A 19,487-nucleotide genomic window follows, 5' to 3' on the forward strand; every position below is an offset into this window, starting at 1 on the left:
ATGGGGCCATCGCCCTGCCACGGAGCCGTCCATGTCCGCCGAACAGCGCCTCATCGAACTGGGGCTGGACCTGCCGCCCTCGCCCAAGCCCATGGGTAACTACGTGCCCTGGCGGATCGGCGGCGGGCTGCTGTTCCTCTCGGGCGTCGGGCCGCGGCGGGCGGATGGCAGTTCCATCACCGGGCTGGTCGGCGCCGATCTTGACGTGCAGCAGGGCTATGCGGCGGCGCGGCTCTGCGGCGTGAACCTGCTGGCCAATATGCGCAATGCGCTGGGCTCGCTGGACCGGGTGGATACCATCCTGAAGGTGCTCGGCATGGTCCGCGCCGTGCCGGACTTCGGCCACCAGCCGGAGGTCATCAATGGCTGCACCGATCTTTTCGTGGAGGTCTTTGGCGAGGCCGGGCGCCCAGCCCGTTCCGCGGTCGGCCTGGCCAGCCTGCCGCGCGGCATTGCTGTGGAGATCGAGGCGGTGGTGCTGCTCAAGTGACCGACACGTTCGATTATGTCATCGTCGGCTCGGGCGCCGCGGGATCGGTGCTGGCCAACCGGCTGACCGCCGACCCCGGCGTGACCGTCTGCGTGCTGGAAGCCGGGCCACCCGACCGCAATCCCTTCATCCACCTGCCCGCCGGCTTCGTGAAGACCCTGGCCGATCCCGGGGTGACCTGGCAGTTCAAGACCGAGGGCATCCCGATGACGGGCGGCCGGCGGATCAGCACGACGCAGGGGCGCACCCTGGGCGGCGGCTCCTCCGTCAACGGCATGATCTACAATCGCGGCCAGCCGGCCGATCTCGACAGCTGGGCGCAGCGCGGCAATCGCGGCTGGGGCTATGCCGATTGCCTGCCCTATTACCGCCGCAGCGAGAATCGCATCGGCGTCGCCGATGAGACGCGTGGCAAGACCGAAGGCGGCATCCCCGTCACCGACATGGACTGGATCCACCCGGTCTCCGAGGCCTTCATCGAAGGCTGCCTCGGCCTCGGCATTCCCCGCGCGAAGGACTACAACTCCGGCGACCAGGCCGGCGTCGGCTATTACCAGCGCACCATCCGCAACGGCCGCCGCGTCTCCGCCGCCCGCGCCTTCCTGCACCCGGCCATGGCGCGGAAGAACCTGGAGGTGCGCACCAATGCGCGGGCCAGCCGCATCCTCTTCGAGGGCAAGCGCGCCACGGGCATCGAATACCTGCACGGCCCCGGCGAAACCCCGAAGCGGGTACTGGCGCGGAAGGAGGTCATCCTCTCCGCCGGCACCTGCAATACGGCGCGGCTGCTGCAGATCTCGGGCGTCGGCCCGGCCGATCTGCTCGGCCGGCTCGGGGTGCCGGTGGTGCATGAGCTGCGCGGCGTCGGGTCCAATTTCCGCGACCACTATGCCTCCCGCCTCGTCATGCGGGCGAAGCCGGGGGTGGAGACGCTGAACCAGCTGGGGCGCGGCCTGAAGCTCGGCGCGCAGCTTGCGCGCTGGGCGATGGGCAGGCCCAATATCCTCGCCACCGCCCCCTCCCACGTCCATGTCTTCTGGAAGAGTTTCGAGGGGCTGGACCAGCCGGACCTGCAATGCGTCTTCACCCCCGGCAGCTATGCCGAGGGCAAGGTCTATATCCTGGACGACTATCCGGGCGTCACCGCCGGGTCCTGGCAGCACCGGCCGGAAAGCACCGGCTGGGTGCGCGCGCGCAGCACCAATGTCTTCGAGGATCCGGAGATCAATCCGAACTACCTCTCGGACCCCATGGATATCCGCGTGCACCTTGCGGGCATGCGGCTGGTGCGGCGCATGCTGAACACGCCGCAGCTCTCCCGCTTCCTGGAACGGGAGACGCTGCCGGGCCCTGCCGCGCAATCGGATGACGAGCTGCTGGACTTCGCCAAGAAGAACGGCAGCACGACCTACCACCTGATCGGCACGGCGCGGATGGGGCCGGAGACGGATCCCTACGCCGTGGTCAGCGACCGGCTGCTGGTGCATGGGCTGGCCGGGCTGCGGGTGGTGGATGCCTCCATCATGCCCTCCATGCCTTCCGCCAATACCTATGCGACCACGCTGATGATCGCGGAGAAGGCGGCGGATTTCGTGAAGGGGGCGGTGGCCTGACGGCCACCACCCCGCGCCACCTCAGGCGATGATGGCGATCTCGCTGCCGGCCCAGCCGGTGGCGGTGGTGAAATCGGCCACGATCTGACGGGCGCCGGCGCCGGTGCCGTCGGCATCCCACCAGAGGCGGTTGGCATCGGTCTCGAAGACGAACTGGCCGAAGGCGGCATCGGCCCGGCCGGTCGTGTTCTCGAGGTAGCGGCCCTCCGCAACCAGATCCATGCCGGCGACGAGCCCGCCGCCGAAGCCGCTGGCCGAGATCTGCACCGTGTCGGCGGCGGTGAAATCCTCGATCCGGTCGGCGGCCTCGGCGGCGAGGCTGAAGCGGAAGAGATCGGCGCCCGCGCCGCCCTGCAGGCGATCGCGGCCGGCGCCACCCTCCAACGTGTCGTTGCCTCCCAGGCCCTGCAGCACGTCGTTGCCGGCCAGGCCGAGCAGCACGTCGTCACCGGCGGAGCCGATCAGGCGGTTGGACATCTCGTTGCCGGTGCCCGTCAGGCCGGCGGCGGTCAGCAGCAGATCCTCGACATTGTCGGAGAGCGTGACGCTGACCGAGGCGTTGACGCGGTCCCGCCCCTGCCCGGCCGCCTCCATCACCGCGTCGCCGAGGCTGTCGACAAGATAGACGTCGTCGCCGAAGCCGCCCGCCATCTCGTCGGCACCGGCATTGCCGTTCAGCGTGTCATTGCCCTCGCCGCCGCGCAGCGTATCCGCGTCGGCGCCGCCGAGCAGCGCGTCATGGCCACCCGCGCCATCCAGCACGTCATCGCCGCCGCGGCCGATCACCACGTCATTGGCACCGGTGGCAACCAGGATGTCGTCCTGGTTGGTGCCCGCCGCCTCATAGACCAGCATGTCGCGCCGCCCGTCATGCGCCGCCGCCGTCTGCGTGGTGGTGGCGCTGCCCGTGGCGAGGGTGAATTCCGGCGTGGCAAACGCCTCCGGCGCATCGACCAGCGAGGTCACCGTCACATCGTCGAAGGCGAGCCCCGCATTGCCCCAGGAATAGAGCGCCACCGTGCCCTTCGTCAGCGAGCGATCCTCGACGGCATAGGCAAAGATCTCCTCGCCATTGACGAAGGCGCGCATCTTCTGGTCGACGATCTCGAAGCGCAGATGGAAGCTCTCGCCCGGCGTGTAGCGCTGCGGCACCTGGGCCAGGATCTCCTCGATGCCGTCGCGCATGCGGATCAGGTTGACCAGCGGGCCGGCGCCGTTGCTGGGGTTGCGGTCATAGGTGCCGTCCGCATCCAGCTCCAGCTTGTAGTAGTTGTGGGCGTCCTTGTAGTGGATCAGGAAGCCGAGCCCGTCATTGTCCGGCGTGACGATATCGGCCTCGATGGCGTAGTCGGTCCATTCTGAGGCACCCGCGCCCTGGTACAGCGCATAGGTGCCGAGGCGCAGCACGTTCACGCCATCGCCCAGCGGCGACCAGCCGTTCAGCCACTTGTCGGGGTTGGAGGCGCCGTCCCATTCCAGCTGGCGCGACTGCAGGTCGGAGCGCTGCACCAGCTTGCCGTCGACGACCGCCCAGTTGGACTGTTTTCCATCCGGGCCGAGGCCGCCCATCTCGCCCTCGTCCACGATCACCCAGCCACTGGGGATCGCGGCGCCGGAGAAGTTCTCGCTGACCAGCACGGGGCCTTCCGGCGGCGCCACCGGCGCCTCCGGCTGCGGCGGCGCATAGGCATCGACCGTGACATTGTCGAATTGCGCGGAGCGCTGGTTGTCGGAGTAGAGGCCGATGGTGCCGCCGGTGAGCGGCGTGGCATCCACCACCTCGCCGCCGAACAGCAGCCTGCCATCCAGCATCGCCGTGATGCGGCCATCGCTGATGGCGACAGAAAGCTCCTGGTCCACGTTGAAGCGCGTGCCGCCGGTCTCCGTGGCCAGCGCCGTCTCCACGCCCTCGGCCACGCGGACCAGGCTGCGCGTATTGGTCTCGCCGTCGAGCACCAGGCGGTAGTGGTTGTCCGCGTCCTGCCAGTAGAAGACCAGGCCGATGCCGTCATTGTCGGTGGAGCGGATGGTCGCGGCCAGGGTGTAGTCGTGCCAGTCGAGCGCGGCCTCATCCTTCCACAGCAGCACATTGCCTTCGCTGTCGGACATTTCGTAGACGCGGCCTTCCGCCGCCGCTTCGCCAGCCTGCGCGGTGCCGGGCGCGAAGACGGTGCCCTTCACCAGGAAGTTGCTGGCGGTCTCGCCCGCCTGGCCGAAGCTCAGCGTGGCGGGGCCATAGGTCGGCGCCAGCGTCGGCTCGTTGAAGTCAAACTGTGCCGAGAGCGCGGTCGGCGCGGTCGCCTCGATGCCGCCGGCCTTGGCGCCGCCGAGCGTCGCCATCTCGGCCTCGGTATAGACCTTTTCGGTGACGAGCACGGAGGAGACGTAGAGGTTGGAGGTCTCGCCATCCTCATCCGTGAACAGGCTGAGGCCGGCGCCGACATCCAGGCTGAAGCGCGCGGCGGCAACCGTCTGCTCGCCCACCTTCACGCCGTCGATGTACTTCGTCAGCAGCAGCGTATCCGCGCCATTCGGCGTGAAGGTGAAGCCGACGCGCTGCCAGGTGTCGTAGGCGAAGCTGCCCTGGTAGTTGCCGCCGATGCCGATGCCGCCGGTGCCATTGCCGCCGACGCGGATGAACAGGTCGCCGTCATCCACATTGTTCGGGTTGAGCTGGGCCAGCGCGGTCCAGTTGCCCTGGCCGGAGGGCACCAGGATGTCCATGATCAGCGACCAGGTGGGCACCAGCGTGCCGACCGGCTGCCCCAGATTCGGCTGCAGCAGCAGGCCCTGGTTCGGCGCCAGCTTCGGGATGAAGCCGACGCTCTCGGCGCCACCGGCCAGCGCCGCGATGCCGAAGTTTTCCGGCGCGCCCGTCTCGATCAGCGTGGCGGAGGCGCCGGGGCGGTCCCAGCCCGCGAGGCTGCCATCGTTGAAATTCTCGGTCAGCAGATTGCCCGGGCCGGCGACAAGAATGAGTTTCTCATCGGTGGTGACACGGCCTTCCGAGTCGGTCACGGCCAGCGTCAGATGGTGGCGGCCGGCGCCGAGCTGAATCTCGGCCAGCTCGCCGCGCGCGATCGCGTTGCCCTCGGCGTCGTACCAGATATGGGAGACGACGTTGTTGGCCGGGTCCAGCGTGCCGCGGGCATCAAGCGTGACATTCGCCACGCCGCGTGCATTCGGCGCGCTAACAAAAAGGTCGTCGCCCGCCTTGGCCTGGGCGCGCAGTTCCGGCGTGCCGACATCGATGTCCGTGAACACCTCCTCATGGCCGCGATACGGGCCGGTCAGGCCGTCGCGGTCCAGCTCCTCCTTGGTGCGGTAGCCGTCGAGGTAGTCGTCGAACTCCGTGAAATAGGTCTCGGTGGAGATGCGGTCGTTGTCGGGGTCGATGACCACCAGGCGGATGGCGCCATTGCCGCCCTTGCCGCCCAGCGATTCGTCGCCATTGCCGGTGATCTCGCGGGCAATGCCGTTCTGGTAGTTCACCAGGCTTTCGATGACGGCGTTGCCGTGCTGGCTGTAGCTGACATTGGTCTCCGCGCCGTCGCCGAAAATATGGCCGGAGAAGGTGAAGGTGATGTTCGGATACTTCGCCAGCAGCTCGCGATAGACCGTCTCGCCGTCATTGGCGCCTTCGGGGTCGCGGCCGATTCCGTAGTCGTAGCCGGCGCCTTCGTCGTAGAGCGGCCCGCCGGCCGGGTCGTGGCGGCCGGCATAGTCCGTCAGCGCGTGGGAGACGATGATCACGCGGTGGTCGAGATGCGCGTCCAGCACTTCCTTCGCCCAGCGGATCACGTCGTCGCGCGGCCCGAATTCCATCGACAGCACCAGCCACTTCGTGCCGTCGGTGCCGGCAAAGGTGTTGTAGTTGTTCACCGCGCGATCCGGCTCGCGGTCATAGACGCCGCCGAAGGTGCCGGGGTTGGATGCCGCCTGGCGATCGGGCGAGAAATAGGTGTCGAGCAGGCTGGTATGGTCGCTGGCGCTGCCGCCCGGGCCCTGGTCGTGATTCCCCGGCAGCACCGAATAGGGGATGATGCCGTCGAGCTGCGACAGCGCCGCATCCACCACCTGCCATTCGCTGACCAGGTTGTTCTGCGTGATGTCGCCGACATGCGCCACGAACTTGATGCCGTGGCTGTCCTTGTTGTCGACCAGCCAGCTGGTCATGTTCATGAAGGTCTGCGGTGCGCCGTTGTTCAGATTGGCGTCGGAGTAGTCCTGCGTATCCGGCAGCACGGCGAGGGTATAGGCATTGGGGCCGGCGACGCGGACGCGGAAATTGTCCTGCGCGACATGGCCTTCCGAATCCGTCGCGGTGATGCGCAGGTCCGCATGGCCGAGCGCGCCGAGGTCGAGCGTCAGCACCTCGCCATCCAGCACCGCGCCGGTCACCACCGTCGCGTCGTCATTGCCGATGGTGAAGGTGATGTCGTCGCGGTTGAAGACCTCGGAGAGGTCGATGGTGACGGTGGAGCCCGGCGTCTTCATCACGTCGCTGATGCGGTTCACCACCTGCAGCAGGGGCGCCGGCGGCGGGTCCGTATCGCCCGGCGCCGCCAGCGTGCCCGCGCCATAGCTCGCCGCAAAACCATCGTCGAAATCGAACTGCGTGGCGCCGGCGGAGACCGGCGTGGCGGCGATGCCATCCGCATCGGCGCCGCCCAGCGAGGCCACTTCCTCCGCCGTCAGCGCACGCTCCGCCACCATGACGGAGGACAGCGCGCCGGCATTGGTCTCGCCATCCTCATCGGCCAGCAGCAGCGTGCCACCGGCATCGCTGATGTTCCAGCGCGTGCCGGACAGGGTCTGGCTGCCGACCGAGACGCCGTCGATATACTTGTCGAGCACGATGCCATCCGGCGTCGCCTCCGCCGTGACCACCACGCGGTGCCACTCGCCGTAGCTGAAGCTGCCCTGGTAACTGCCGGAGATTCCGAGGCCGCCGCTCTCCGCGCTATCGGCGCGGATGAAGAACTCGCCATCGCTGGCATTGCTGGTGTCGGTCTGCAGCAGGGCCATGAAGCCGCTGGTCGGCGCGGCCACGAAGATATCGAGCGCCAGGGTCCATTCGGTCAGCGTGCCATCGGCATCGCCGGTATTGGGCAGCAGCAGCAGCGCCTGGTCCAACGTGAAGGCGGAGAAGGTCAGGACACCGGAATCGCCACCGGCGAGGAGCGGCAGGCCGAGGCCGGAAGCCGTACCGAATTGCACGAAGTCGGACATGCAGAAGAGACCCTGTTTTGGGAGAGGGCCCCAGGCTGCACGCGCTCCGTGTCACCGCATGTATCGCTTCCGTGAAGCTCCCGTGGCGCCTGTATGGAGGTGGCGCGACCAAGGTCGCGCCGCCGCCGGTCCGGCAGGCGTCGCCGCCTGCCGCTTGATGAAAGCGCCGATCAGAGGACGAAGTCGGCCGCGGTCAGCGTCCTCGATCCGCTGAGCTCGATCTGGAAGTCGCGCTCCGCATCCGCGTCCACGCCGGCGATCACGAAGGTCCGCCCGCTGAACTGGTAGTAGTAGACCTCGCCCACCGCGACATTGTTCATATCGGCAGCCAGGCCGCCGAAAACGAAGCTCTGTTCGCCATCGAGGATGGCATCCGCATCGATGCCCGAGAGGTCGATCAGATCGCCGAGGTTGAAGTCAGTGATCACGTCGCGACCCCCGCCGGTCGGCTGGCTTTCCTCCACGGAATTCCAGACGAAGACGTCATTGCCGCCACCGCCCGCCAGGCTGTCACGGCCCAGGCCGCCGACGATCAGGTCCTCCCCGCCGCCGCCGGCCAGCGTGTCGTTCAGCTCCCCGCCGAGCAGCGTGTCGCTGCCCGAGGTGCCCGTCAGGCTGAGCCGCACACCGTCGAAATTGGTGCCCTGGAAGCTGTGCAGCCCGTTCAGCTGGATCTGGAAGTCGCGCGCCGCGTCACCATCCACGCCACCGACCAGGAAGGTATTGCCGCCGAACTGGTAGGACCAGAGCTCACCCGCCTTGGCGTCGTTCGCATTGGCCGTGACGCCGCGATAGATGAAGCTCTGCGCATCGGCCAGCACGATATTGGCATCGAAGCCCGAGAGGTCGACGACATCCTCCTGGCCCCAATCCACGACGACGTCGCGGCCCGCCGCGGTCGCCAGGCTGTCGGAGGCCGCGGTCCAGACGAAGCTGTCCGCGCCGCTGCCGCCGGTCAGCGTATCCTTGCCGGCCCCGCCGGTCAGGCGATCCGCGCCCGCGCCGCCATTGAGCTGGTCATTGCCGAGGCCGCCGGTCAGCGTGTCGTTGCCGTCGCCGCCGGTCAGCACGTCGTTGCCGCCCTCGCCGCTCAGCGCATTGTCCAGCGCATCGCCGGTCAGCAGGTCGGAGCCATTGCCGCCGATCACCGCCTCCACGCCGCTCAGCGTATCGCCGGCCGAATGCCCGCCGATGCCGAGGCCGCTGGCAAGGCTGACGGTGACGCTGGCCGAGCCGGCATAGGAGACCGTGTCGAAGCCATCCCCGCCCACCAGCGAATCCCCGCCGGCACCGCCCAGCAGCAGGTCGTTGCCGCAGCCGCCGACCAGGCTGTCCGCCCCGCCGGCACCGGTCAGCGTATCCGCTCCCTCATCGCCCGAGAGCAGGTTCGCGGCCTCATCGCCCGTGAGCGAGTCGGTGCCGGAGCCGCCGAGCAGACCCTCGAAGTCGAAGAGCTGGTCGCCTTCCGCCGCACCGCCGAGCCCGACCCCACTGGCGAGGGAGACGGTGACACCCACCGTATCCTGGCCGTAACCGGCGAGGTCGAAGCCCTCGCCGCCCGAGATCTCGTCGGCGCCGAGACCGCCGAGGATCAGGTCGTCGCCCGCCTCGCCATCCAGCACATCGTCGCCATCGCCGCCGAGCAAAGTGTTCTTCTGCCCGTCGCCGTAGATGAAGTCGCCCTGTTCGCTGCCGTTCACCACCTCGATCCCGACGAGGCTGTCCACCGCCACATCCGGCGCGCTGAGCACCGCCTGCTTGCCGGTGGAGAGGTCGATGAACAGGCCCTCCGCAGAGTCGCTGTAGTCCACCGCGTCGATGCCATTGCCGCCATCGAGCGTATCCGCCCCGGCGCCGCCGACCAGCAGGTCGTCACCATCCCGGCCGGAGATGTAGTCGCTCGCCATGCCGCCGGTCAGCCAGTCGTCATCCGAGCCGCCCAGTACGCGGATCGCGCTGTCCAGCGGATCGCCGCCCGGCACCAGCGTATTGCCGGCCACCGCGAAGACGATGGGCGTTGTCAGGTTCTGGAAGTTGAACTCGGTGCCGACATTGGTGAACTGGTTGCCGTTGATGCCGATCGGCGCGCTCTGCCCGCCGACGCCGATGGAGATGCCGCTGCCGCTGTTGCTGAAGCTGTTGCCGAAGACGGTGGTCGCCGCGTCGACATAGCCATCCAGGTTCAGCGCCGTGCGCACCCAGTCGAAGCTGTTACCGATGATCTCAAGCGAGCTGGCGCTGCCATCGGACCAGATGCCGCGCTGCCAATTGGCGCCGCCATAGGCATTGTCGTCGACCTCGCCGCCGAAGAAGTTGTCGGCGAAGGTCGCGCTGCCGCTGAAGCTGGTGGGCAGCAGCACGGCGCGCCCGCCGCCGCCGCCATCGGCATTGCCCTGGGCGGTGTCGGTGTAGAAGCGGCTGTCCTCCACGGTCACCGTGGCGCCACCCGTGAGCTGCAGCAGCGCGCCGCCGTTCATCGAGCCGAGCAGCGTATTGGCCGCGCCCGTGTAGCGGAACTCGACGCCGGAGATCACCACCTCGCCCGCGGCCGCCGTCACCTGGCTGAGGCCGGTGATCACCGCCTCCCCGCCCCGCGCGCCATTGCCGGCTATGCCGCTGTTCGGGCCGAGGATGGTCACCGCCTTGTCGATGGTCAGCGATTCCGCATAGGTGCCGGCCGCCAGGAGGATGGTGTCACCCTCCTCCGCCGCCGCCAGCGCCGCGCCGATGCTGGCGAAGCCGCCCGCGCCCACCAGCAGGAAGCGCGCGCCGCCACCATCGGTGACGATCTCCACGCCATCGAGCTTGTCCGTCCCTTCCGCCTCCGCGACCAGGGTCCAGGAGGTGTCGCCGGCCTGGAAATCGGCCGCCGTCAGCGTCGCCGCATAGCTGGCGGTGTCGAGATCCGCGCCGCCGCTCAGCACGTCGTTGCCGCCGCCGCCCGTCAGCACGTCATCGCCCGCGCCGCCATCCAGCGTATCGGCGCTGGCGCCACCGGTCAGTGCATCCGCATCGGCCTCGCCATAGGCCATGGCCTGGCCATCGCCGGCCACCACCGTGTCCTGGCCCCCCCCGCCCAGGAAGACGTTCACCGCGCCATCGTCGCCGCCATCGCTGAGATGGTCATTGCCGCTGCCGCCCGAGAGCGTATCGGCCCCGTCGCCGCCCACCAGCGTATCGTCGCCGCCATTGCCGGAGAGATAGTCGATGCCGTCGCCGCCGGTGATCTCGTCGCCCGCGCTGCCGCCCAGCACCAGGATCGCCGCATCCACCGGATCGCCGCCCGCCACCGCACTGTTCCCGCCCACCGCGAAGACGATCGGCGTGGCCAGGTTCTGCAGGTTGAAGTCGGTGCCGACATTGGTGAAGACATTGCCGCCGATGCCGAGCGGCGTGCTGTCGCCGCCGACGCCGAGCGAGATGCCGGAGCCCACATTGGTGAAGGCATTGTCCGAGACATTGGTCACCGGTGCATCGTCATAGCCATCGAGGTTGAGCGCGCTGCGCACCCATTCGAAGCTATTGCCGGTGATGACCAGGCTGCTGGCGGTGCCATCGGACCAGACGCCGCGATACCAGTTCGCGCCGCTATAGGCATTGTTCACCACGGCGCCGCCGAAGAAGTTGGCATCGATGGTCAGGGCGCCGCCGAAATTCGTCGGCACATAGATGGCGCGGCCACCGCCGCCGCCGCCCGCATTGCCCTGCGTCGTCTCCGCGTAGAAGCGGCTGTCCTCCACCGTCACATCGGCATTGCCGGTGATGCGCAGCATGCCGCCGCCATTCACCGAGCCGATGAGCGTATTGGCCGCCCCCGTGTAGCGGAATTCGACGCCGGAGATCACCACCTCGCCGGAGGCCGCCGTCACCTGGCTGACGCCGGTGATCACCGCCTCCCCGCCCCGCGCGCCATTGCCGGCTATGCCGCTGTTCGGGCCGAGGATGGTCACCGCCTTGTCGATCGTCAGCGATTCCGCATAGGTGCCGGCCGCCAGGAGGATGGTGTCACCCTCCTCCGCCGCCGCCAGCGCCGCGCCGATGCTGGCGAAGCCGCCCGCGCCAACCAGCAGGAAGCGCGCACCGCCACCATCGGTGACGATCTCCACGCCATCCAGGCTGTCGGTGCCCTCGGAGAGGGTCGCGACCTGCCAGACCGCACCGGCGCTGAAATCGGCCGCGGAGAGCACATCCGCATAGGTGGCCGTGTCGATCCCCTCGCCGCCCGCCAGCAGGTCGTTGCCGCCGCCGCCCGCGAGCAGGTCCTGGCCCGCACCGCCATCGAGTGAGTCGTCGGCGCCGCCGCCGACCAGGCTGTCCACCCCCTCGCCGCCCAGCAGCGTCGCGGGACCGGCGCCGGCTTCGAGCGTGTCGTTGCCCAGCCCGCCTTCCAGACGGTCGCCTGCGAGGTCATTGCCCGCCCCGCCCTGCAGCAGGTCGTTGCCATCGCCGCCGAAGAGGCTGTCGGCGCCGGCGCCACCCTGCAGCGTATCGTTGCCGGTCTCGCCGGCCAGCCAGTCGTCGCCGGCCTCGCCCAGGATCTCGTCGTTGCCGCCGCTGCTCGACAGCGTATCGCCGCCATCGCCGCCGGAGAGGCTGTCCGCGCCCGGCGTCATGCCGGTGATGCGGTCGTTGTCGCCGTCGCCAATGAAGACATTGCCGGAGAAGGCGCTGCCGGTCTGGTTCTGCACCAGCATGCCGGCGGTCTCGGCACCCTCCGCCCCGCTGATGGTATTGTCCGTGATCGTCGTGCCGTCACGCCGCGCCCGCAGCGCCGCGCCGCTGCCGGCGGTGACGCCGGTGAAGAGGTTGCCGCTGATGACGGCATCGCTGACATCGATGGTCACCAGCGAATTGCCGAAGGCATTGCCGGTGTCGGAGGCGATGCCGCCCGCCGTGCCGGTGACCTGGTTGTTGGTGAAGACGACGCCGTTGGAGGCGGAAGGCGTCGACCCGCCGCCATTGCCCAGCACCACCAGCTGGCGCGGCAGGTTGTTGCCGACATCGAACTGGTTGCCGAAGCCGCCGAGCTGCTGCGGCTGGCCGCCCGCGAAAGTCTGGCCGGAGAAGATGTTGCTGTCGATCGTCAGATCGGTGACGGCGTAGCCGAATTCGGAGAGCAGGCCGAGATCGCCCTGGGCCACGATCTCATTGCCCTGGATGACATGGCCGGACTGCGCGCCCTGCAGATAGACCGCCGCCTTCTCGATCGCGCCATTGCCGTTCAGGCCCTGGATGGTGAAGCCATGGCCCAGCGCGCCGAGCTGCACATCGCTGCGGCCCGGGCTGAACTGCACCGCGCCCAGCTCCGCGCCGGCCGGGTTGCCGGCGATGATGGTGGCCTCCGCACCATTCATCGACAGCAGGCTGATGCCATCGGTGCCGATGACGACGTTCTCGGCATAAGTGCCATCGGCCACCAGCACGATCTGGCCGCTGCTGGCCGCGTTCACGCCGGCCTGGATGGTGGTCAGCCCGCTGCCCACCCCGGTGCCATCGACGAGGACGACGGAGGCATCGTCGAAGGACAGGCGCTCCACGCCCAGCAGGGTCTGCGTCACGCCGGCCCGCGTCACCAGCAGGCCACCCCCGGTCAGGGTGAAGCTGTATTCCGCGAAGGCGCCGTCCAGCACCACCAGGTCGGCCAGGCCCGCGCCGCCATCGAGCCTATCCTCGCCCTCGCTGGCGATCAGCCTGTCATTGCCCGCGCCGCCCGAGAGGCTGTCATTGCCGGCGCCGCCATCCAGCGTGTCATCGCCGCCATTGCCCGAAAGGGTCTGGCTGCCGGCGCCGCCGGTCAGGGCATTGGCGCCGTCATTGCCGTTGATCGCCTGGATGCCAAGGGCTGCCGAGGCATCGATATTGGCCGCGACCGTGCCATTCGTCACATAGGTCGGATGCGGCCCGGTGATCGAGACGACCTCGATGCCGGTGACATGGGCGCTGAGGGTCAGGGTATCCGCCGCCGCCGGGTTGAAGACGATGGTATCGGTCCCCTCCCCGCCATCGATCGTCTCAGTCGCGCCATGCGCGCTGCCCTGCGAGATGCGGATCATGTCATTGCCGCCGCCCGCCTCGATCTGGTCCACGCCGGCGCGGCCATCGATCAGGTCGGCGCCCTCGGTGCCGGTCTGGCTGCCATCGGTGGCGAGGCCCTGCAGCGTGCTGATGAAGCCCGCCGGGTTGCTGGCGCCTTCGAAGAAGCCGGAGACATCCACCGTGCCGCCGACATAGTCGAGGTTCAGCAGGCCCCAGGGGGCCAGGACATCCTCGGTGGTATTGCCCTCGGCGGTCAGCGCAATGCTGGTGAAGTAATAGAAGGACACCAGGTCCTGGGTGTAGTTGCCCTGGAAGACATTGTCCGTCACCACGGCGGAAGCCAGCGGCGAGATCTGGTCCTGCACGCCGGCGGAGGCATCGGTGCCCAGCAGCGCCTGGTTGGTGCCGCCCACCGGGCGGCCGGAGCCGGCGATGGTGACCGCCTTGTAGATGGCGCCGCTCGGCTGCGTCGGGCCGACGAAGGCGGGGCCGTTCGAGACGAAGCTGTTGCCGGTGAGCGTCAGCTCCCCGTTGAAGCCGAAGAGGTTCACATGGCCGCGGCCGCCCGGGCCGCCGACGGTGCCGTTGTAGTGGCCGTTATCCTCCAGCACGCTGTCCGTGATGGTCAGCGCCTCCAGCAGCCCCTCGGTCTGCGTGGTCTGGCTGTCATTGGCCGGATGGGCATAGAAGACGCCGTTGTTCGCCGCATTGGCGATGCGCGCGCCGTCGATCACGACGCTGCCGCCGATGCTCTCGATCTTCACGCCATAGGCTTCGCCGGTGGCATCGATCTGCAGATTGGCCAGGCTGAGGGTCTTGCCCGTCATGGTGCCCGTCACGCCGACCTGGCCGGCGATGATGGTGGCGCCGGCCCCCTCGCTGCCGTCGCCGATCAGGGTCAGCGCCTTGCCGACGATGCTGATATCGCCGGCATAGGTGCCGGCGGCGATGCGGATGATGTCGCCATCCACCGCGGCATCCACCGCCGCCTGGATCGTGGCGAAGCCGCCGGATCCGACCAGCAGGATGCGGTCGCCGCTGGCATCGGCGATGATCTCGACGCCCTGCAGCGTATCCGTGCCTTCGCCGCCCGCGGCCGCGGTCCAGTGGCTGCCCTGCGCCACCAGGTCCTGCTGCATCAGCTCGGTGGTGTCGTAGGTGGCGGTGTCGATGCCGGTGCCGCCCGAGAGCAGGTCATTGCCCTGCCCGCCGGTGAGGATATCCGCCCCCTCCTCGCCGATCAGCGTGTCGTTCCCGGCGCCGCCCAGCAGGATGTCGTCGCCCGCCTCGCCATTGATGGAATCATGGCCGCCCAGCCCGCGGACGAAGTCATTGCCCGCGCCTGCTTCCGCGACATCCGCGCCCGCCGAGAGCGATCGAAAATCGTCATTTTCCGTAAAAGGAGAGGTCGTCATCTCAAGCTCACTCCCAGCCCGCCGTTTCGAGGTCGGTTCAGCCCCTCCAGACAGCGACAGCTTGGCGGCAAGGTCAAACGCAAATTCGTTATGGTTAAGGAATCATCATCACGGTTTCGTGAAGCGAGCGTCGCGTGGCAGATGAGGGCATCAAGAACTCATTGTATTCCGAAATCAAAGCGATCTGCTTACTTGATTACAACTCCTGCGTGTCTTTTCTGAATTGCCCTCGCATGAATCGTTTTGGGTGCGTCGCAGCATCATTCCCGGAGTTGCGTGGCCGAGCGATTCTTCGTACTGAATACCAAACGGTTACATACTGGCGCCCAGCGTGTCGCGACATGCAACCCATGCGCGAGTGACCCGCGAATCGTCGGCAGGCGGGCGCGCAGCACGCCATGGCCCGCCAGTGAGGCGGGCTGGGGCCAGGCGGATGGGGTGGAGGGCCGGGGGCAGCCGGACCACGCCGGCAGCCCCGGGGCAGGCGCCCTCAGGCGGCCAGGGCGACCGCCGCCTCGGCCTCCGCCAGGATGGCGAAGGACCGCAGCCGCGCCCCGTGGTCATGCACCTGGGCGGTGACCATCAGTTCATCCGCCCCGGTCTCGGCCAGGAAGTCCCGCAGCCCGGCGCGCACTGTCCCCGGCCCGCCGACGATGGAGCAGGACAGGGCATTGTCCAGCATCGCCTGGGCCCGCGGGTCCAGCCGCTCCGCAAAACCCTCGCTCGGTGCGGGCAGCTTGCCGGCGCGGCCGGTGCGCAGGTTCACGAAGGCCTGCTGCAGGGAGGTGAAGAGGAACCGCGCCTCCGCATCCGTGGGCGCCGCCACCACATTCACCCCCAGCATCACATGCGGCGCGGCGAGCCGCGCGGAGGGCCGGAACCGCGCCCGGTAGATCTCCACCGCCGCCCGCATCTGCGCCGGCGCGAAGTGGGAGGCAAAGGCATAGGGAAGACCCAGCATGGCGGCGAGCTGTGCGCCATAGGTGGAGGAACCCAGGATCCAGGCCTCCACCGCCAGCCCGGCCCCGGGCACCACCCGCAGCTGCTGGCCCGGCTGCTCCGGCTCGAAATAGGCCAGCAGCTCCATCACATCTCGTGGAAAATCGTCCTCCTGCACCAGGCTGCGGCGCATCGCCTGGGCGGCCAGCTGGTCCGTGCCGGGCGCGCGGCCCAGGCCGAGGTCGATGCGGCCGGGATGCAGCGCGGCCAGGGTGCCGAACTGCTCCGCCACCATCAGCGGCGCATGGTTCGGCAGCATCACCCCGCCGGCGCCGATCCGGATGCGGCTGGTGCCGGTCGCCACATGCGCCAGCGCCACCGCGGTGGCGGCGCTGGCGATGCCGGGCATATTGTGGTGTTCCGCCATCCAGAAGCGGTTGTAGCCGAGGCTCTCGGCATGCCGCGCGAGGTCGGCGGAGTTGCGCAGCGCCTGGCCGGCGTCGCTGCCTTCGGGAATGGGCGAGAGGTCGAGGACGGAGAGCTGTGTCATCGCCCGCATATGGGCAGCGCGGGCGGCGGCCGGTAGCCCGCCGCCGCATGGCAGGCCGGCGTGCCGGCAGGGGATGCCGGCACCCGGAGGATCAGCCGGCGGCGGCGCGCCGGTTGGCGGCGGCCGGCGGGCCGGGCAGGTCGATCTCGATCGCCAGGGTCGACATGTCCCCGCCACGGTCCAGCGAGACATTCACCCGGCCCGGATCGATCGCGACGTAGCGCGCCACCACGGCCACGATCTCCATCTGCAGCTTCGGCAGGAAATCCTCCCGCGTCCGCCCGATGCGCTCATGCGCCAGGACGATCTGCAGGCGTTCCTTGGCATTGGCCGCGGTCGGCGGCTCGGGCTTGCGGCCCTTGAAGAGATCAGCGAGCCAGCTCATGCCGCCCTCCCCCCGAACAGACGTGAAAACAGGCCCTTCTTGGTCGGCTCCAGGAAGCGGTGCTCGATCTTGTCGCCGAGGAAGCGGCCCACCGCGTCCTTGTAGGCCTGACCGGCGGCGCTTTCCTGGTCCATGATGACCGGATTGCCGGTGTTGGAGGCCTTCAGCACGCTCTCGCTCTCCGGGATCACGCCGAGCAGCGGAATCGCCAGGATCTCCCGGATATCCTCCAGCTTCAGCATCTCCCCCTTCTCGACGCGGACGGGGTCGTAGCGGGTGACCAGCAGGTGCTCCTTCACCGGGTCCCGCTTGTCCTCGGCGCGCTTCGACTTGGATTGCAGCACGCCCAGGATGCGGTCGCTGTCGCGGACGGAGGAGACCTCGGGGTTGGTCACGATGATCGCCTGGTCGGCGAAATACAGCGCCAGCAGCGCGCCCTTCTCGATGCCGGCGGGGCTGTCGCAGACGATGTAGTCGTGGTCCTTCGACAGTTCCTCGATGATCTGGCCGACGCCTTCCTTGGTCAGCGCATCCTTGTCCCGGGTCTGGGAGGCCGGGAGGATCGAGAGCGTGTCGACCCGCTTGTCGCGGATCAGCGCCTGGTTCAGCCGCGCCTCGCCGCTGATGACATTGACGATGTCGAAGACCACGCGCCGCTCGACACCCATGATGAGGTCGAGGTTGCGCAGGCCCACGTCGAAGTCGATGACCACGGTGCGCTTGCCGCGCTGCGCCAGGCCGGTGGCGATGGCCGCCGAGGAGGTCGTCTTGCCGACCCCCCCCTTGCCCGACGTGACCACGATGATTTCCGCCATGCTGACCCCCTGAACCGCGCCCCCCGCCGGGGGCGCCGCAACCATTCCAAGAACCGAGCCCGGTGGCCTCAGCCGCCAGGGGTCGGAGACCCGTTGGCGTCAGCCAACGGGGTCGAAGCGCATATGCTCGCCGACCAGCCGTGCCTGCACGGTCTTGCCGATCGGCGCCTCCCCCAGCCCCTCGCGCACGGCGTAGTAGCCGGCGATGGAGACGAGCTCGGGGTCGAAGTTCAGCGCGAAGACGCGCGCTTCCGCATTGTCCTGTCCGCCGGCGATGGCGCGGCCCAGCAGGCGGCCATAGACGTGGATATTGCCGTCCGCGATCACCTCGGCGCCGCGATTGACGGTGCCGACCACGATCAGGTCGGTGCCCTGGGCCCAGATCCGCTGGCCGGCCCGCACCGGCTGGTCCACCACCATGGCGGCGCGCAGCGCGGGCGCCTCGGCGGGCTGCACCGGCGCCGCGGCGGGCATCGGGGCCGCGGGCATCGGGGGCATGGACGAAAAATCCTCCTCCCGCGCCCCGCCGGCCTGGCGCAGCGGCGGCAGGCCGGCGCCCTGGGCGGCGATGCGCATCTCGGGCGTGCCGCCGGTGGTGCCGATCGGCACGATCTCGATGGCGCGCAGCCCCTGCACCAGGCCGGCGAAGTCCACCTCCTCCGGCCGCGCAGGGATATCGTCCAGCCCGATCACCACGGGGGCGAAGCGCAGGAAGCCGGGGGCGCGGCGGAACTGGTCGCCCAAGGCGGGCACCAGCGCCTCCACACGATGGTCCAGCAGCCGCATCACCAGCAGATTGAAATTCGCCCCGCGCAGGCGGAAGGGTTCAAGGCGCGGCGCGGAGGGGGCGGCGGACATCGCGAGGGTGGGTTTTCCGTCCAGAGGGGTGGGGCAAGGATGAAGGGCGTGTGATGGGCGGCGTGATCCTGCTCTATACCCACGCCCCGGCGGAGCGCGAAGCCTTCTCACGCAGGCATGACGCTTTGCAGACGCTTGGCGCCCGCAATTCGCATGCCGCGCGAAGCCCGAATCGAGCCCCGCTCAGCCGCTGAGGCCGAGTTCCTGCACCAGCCGGCCACCTCCGCCGCCAGATGCCGAGCCGCCGCCTCCGGCGAATTGTCGGCATAGGCATCGACGCCTGCCTCCTGCAGCCGCCGCAGCGTGGCCGGATCGCGCAGCGCGGCAGCGGCCGCATCGGCGATGGCGCGGACCGGTCCGGCGGGGGTGCCGGCCGGCGCATAGATCGCCTGCCAGGCGGCGGCGTCGTAGCCCGGCACCCCGGCCTCCGCGATGGTCGGAAGCGCCGGCAGCAGGGTGGAGCGTTCCGCGCTGGTCACCGCGAGGCCCCGCACCCTTCCATCCGACATCAGCGGTGCCAGCAGGGTCTGGCTGTCGATCATGAAGTCGATCCGCCCGGCCATCAGATCCGCCACCGCGGCCGGCGTGCCGCGATAGGGCACCACGGTGAAGGCGACGCCCGCCATCTTGCGCAGCAGCTCCGCCGCGAGGTGGGAGGAGGCGCCGATGCCGGCAGTGCCGAAATTCGCCTCCCCGTTGCGGGATTTCAGCCAGGCGAGGAAGCCGGCGAGATCCGTCACCGGGATCGCCGGATGCACCGCGGCGACGAATGGCTGGCGGGTGACCAGCGAGACCGGCGCGAAGCTCGTCACCGGATCGAAGGGAAAGCTGGCATAGAGCGCCTTCATCGCCGCATGGCCGACGCTGCCGACCATGATGCTGTTGCCGTCCGGGGCGGAGCGGGCGAGGTTCGCCGCGCCGATGGTGCTGCCGGCGCCGCCGATATTCTCGATCACCAGCGGCCGGCCGAGGGTCTGCGCCATCGGCTCCGCCAGGATGCGCGCCACCACATCGGTCAGCCCGCCGGCGCCGAAGGGCACCACCACGCGCAGCGGCCGCCCCTGGGCGCGGGCGGCGGCAGGAAGCAGGGCCGGTGCGGCAAGGCCGGCCAGCAGCAGGCGGCGGGAAAGCGGCATGGGGGGTCCCTTCTCTCG

Annotated in this window: 9 protein-coding genes; 2 read left to right on the forward strand and 7 right to left on the reverse strand. The window is 69.1% G+C overall.

Annotated elements, in window-relative coordinates; genetic code table 11:
* Positions 1-31 precede the first annotated feature (31 nt).
* On the forward strand, positions 32-490 hold the full coding sequence (locus ACTIF1_RS04315) for a RidA family protein (protein ID WP_439595144.1): 459 nt from the start codon (positions 32-34) through the stop codon (positions 488-490).
* Positions 487-2,103 (forward strand): GMC family oxidoreductase, encoded by a 1,617-nt coding sequence (locus tag ACTIF1_RS04320; RefSeq protein ID WP_439595145.1) that lies wholly within the window; start codon positions 487-489, stop codon positions 2,101-2,103. Before ACTIF1_RS04315 ends, ACTIF1_RS04320 begins: the two co-directional genes overlap by 4 nt.
* 21 nt (positions 2,104-2,124) lie before the next feature.
* Here ACTIF1_RS04320 and ACTIF1_RS04325 read toward each other — a convergent pair whose 3' ends face one another.
* The 7 genes from ACTIF1_RS04325 to ACTIF1_RS04355 form a co-directional block, all read right to left on the reverse strand.
* Positions 2,125-7,335 carry a LamG-like jellyroll fold domain-containing protein gene (locus ACTIF1_RS04325; protein ID WP_439595146.1) on the reverse strand — a complete coding sequence of 1,737 codons (5,211 nt, stop codon included), beginning with the start codon at positions 7,333-7,335 and terminating at the stop codon, positions 2,125-2,127.
* Between the two features lie 170 nt (positions 7,336-7,505).
* On the reverse strand, positions 7,506-14,786 hold the full coding sequence (locus ACTIF1_RS04330) for a hypothetical protein (RefSeq protein ID WP_439595147.1): 7,281 nt from the start codon (positions 14,784-14,786) through the stop codon (positions 7,506-7,508).
* A gap of 490 nt (positions 14,787-15,276) precedes the next feature.
* Positions 15,277-16,275, reverse strand: a complete 999-nt coding sequence (locus ACTIF1_RS04335) for an LLM class flavin-dependent oxidoreductase (RefSeq protein WP_439595148.1) — start codon at positions 16,273-16,275, stop codon at positions 15,277-15,279.
* A 91-nt stretch (positions 16,276-16,366) separates the two neighbouring features.
* Positions 16,367-16,660, reverse strand: a complete 294-nt coding sequence (gene minE, locus ACTIF1_RS04340) for a cell division topological specificity factor MinE (RefSeq protein WP_439595149.1) — start codon at positions 16,658-16,660, stop codon at positions 16,367-16,369.
* Positions 16,657-17,475, reverse strand: a complete 819-nt coding sequence (gene minD / locus ACTIF1_RS04345) for a septum site-determining protein MinD (protein WP_439595150.1) — start codon at positions 17,473-17,475, stop codon at positions 16,657-16,659. Before minD ends, minE begins: the two co-directional genes overlap by 4 nt.
* Positions 17,476-17,574: 99 nt before the next feature.
* Positions 17,575-18,333, reverse strand: a complete 759-nt coding sequence (gene minC, locus ACTIF1_RS04350; protein WP_439595151.1) for a septum site-determining protein MinC — start codon at positions 18,331-18,333, stop codon at positions 17,575-17,577.
* Between the two features lie 107 nt (positions 18,334-18,440).
* Complete coding sequence (locus tag ACTIF1_RS04355) at positions 18,441-19,469, reverse strand: tripartite tricarboxylate transporter substrate-binding protein (protein WP_439595152.1); 1,029 nt, start codon at positions 19,467-19,469, stop codon at positions 18,441-18,443.
* Positions 19,470-19,487: the final 18 nt, after the last annotated feature.

Origin of the sequence: Falsiroseomonas sp. (assembly GCF_051860665.1) — a bacterium.
In the GTDB taxonomy this organism is placed as follows: Bacteria; Pseudomonadota; Alphaproteobacteria; order Acetobacterales; family Acetobacteraceae; genus Falsiroseomonas.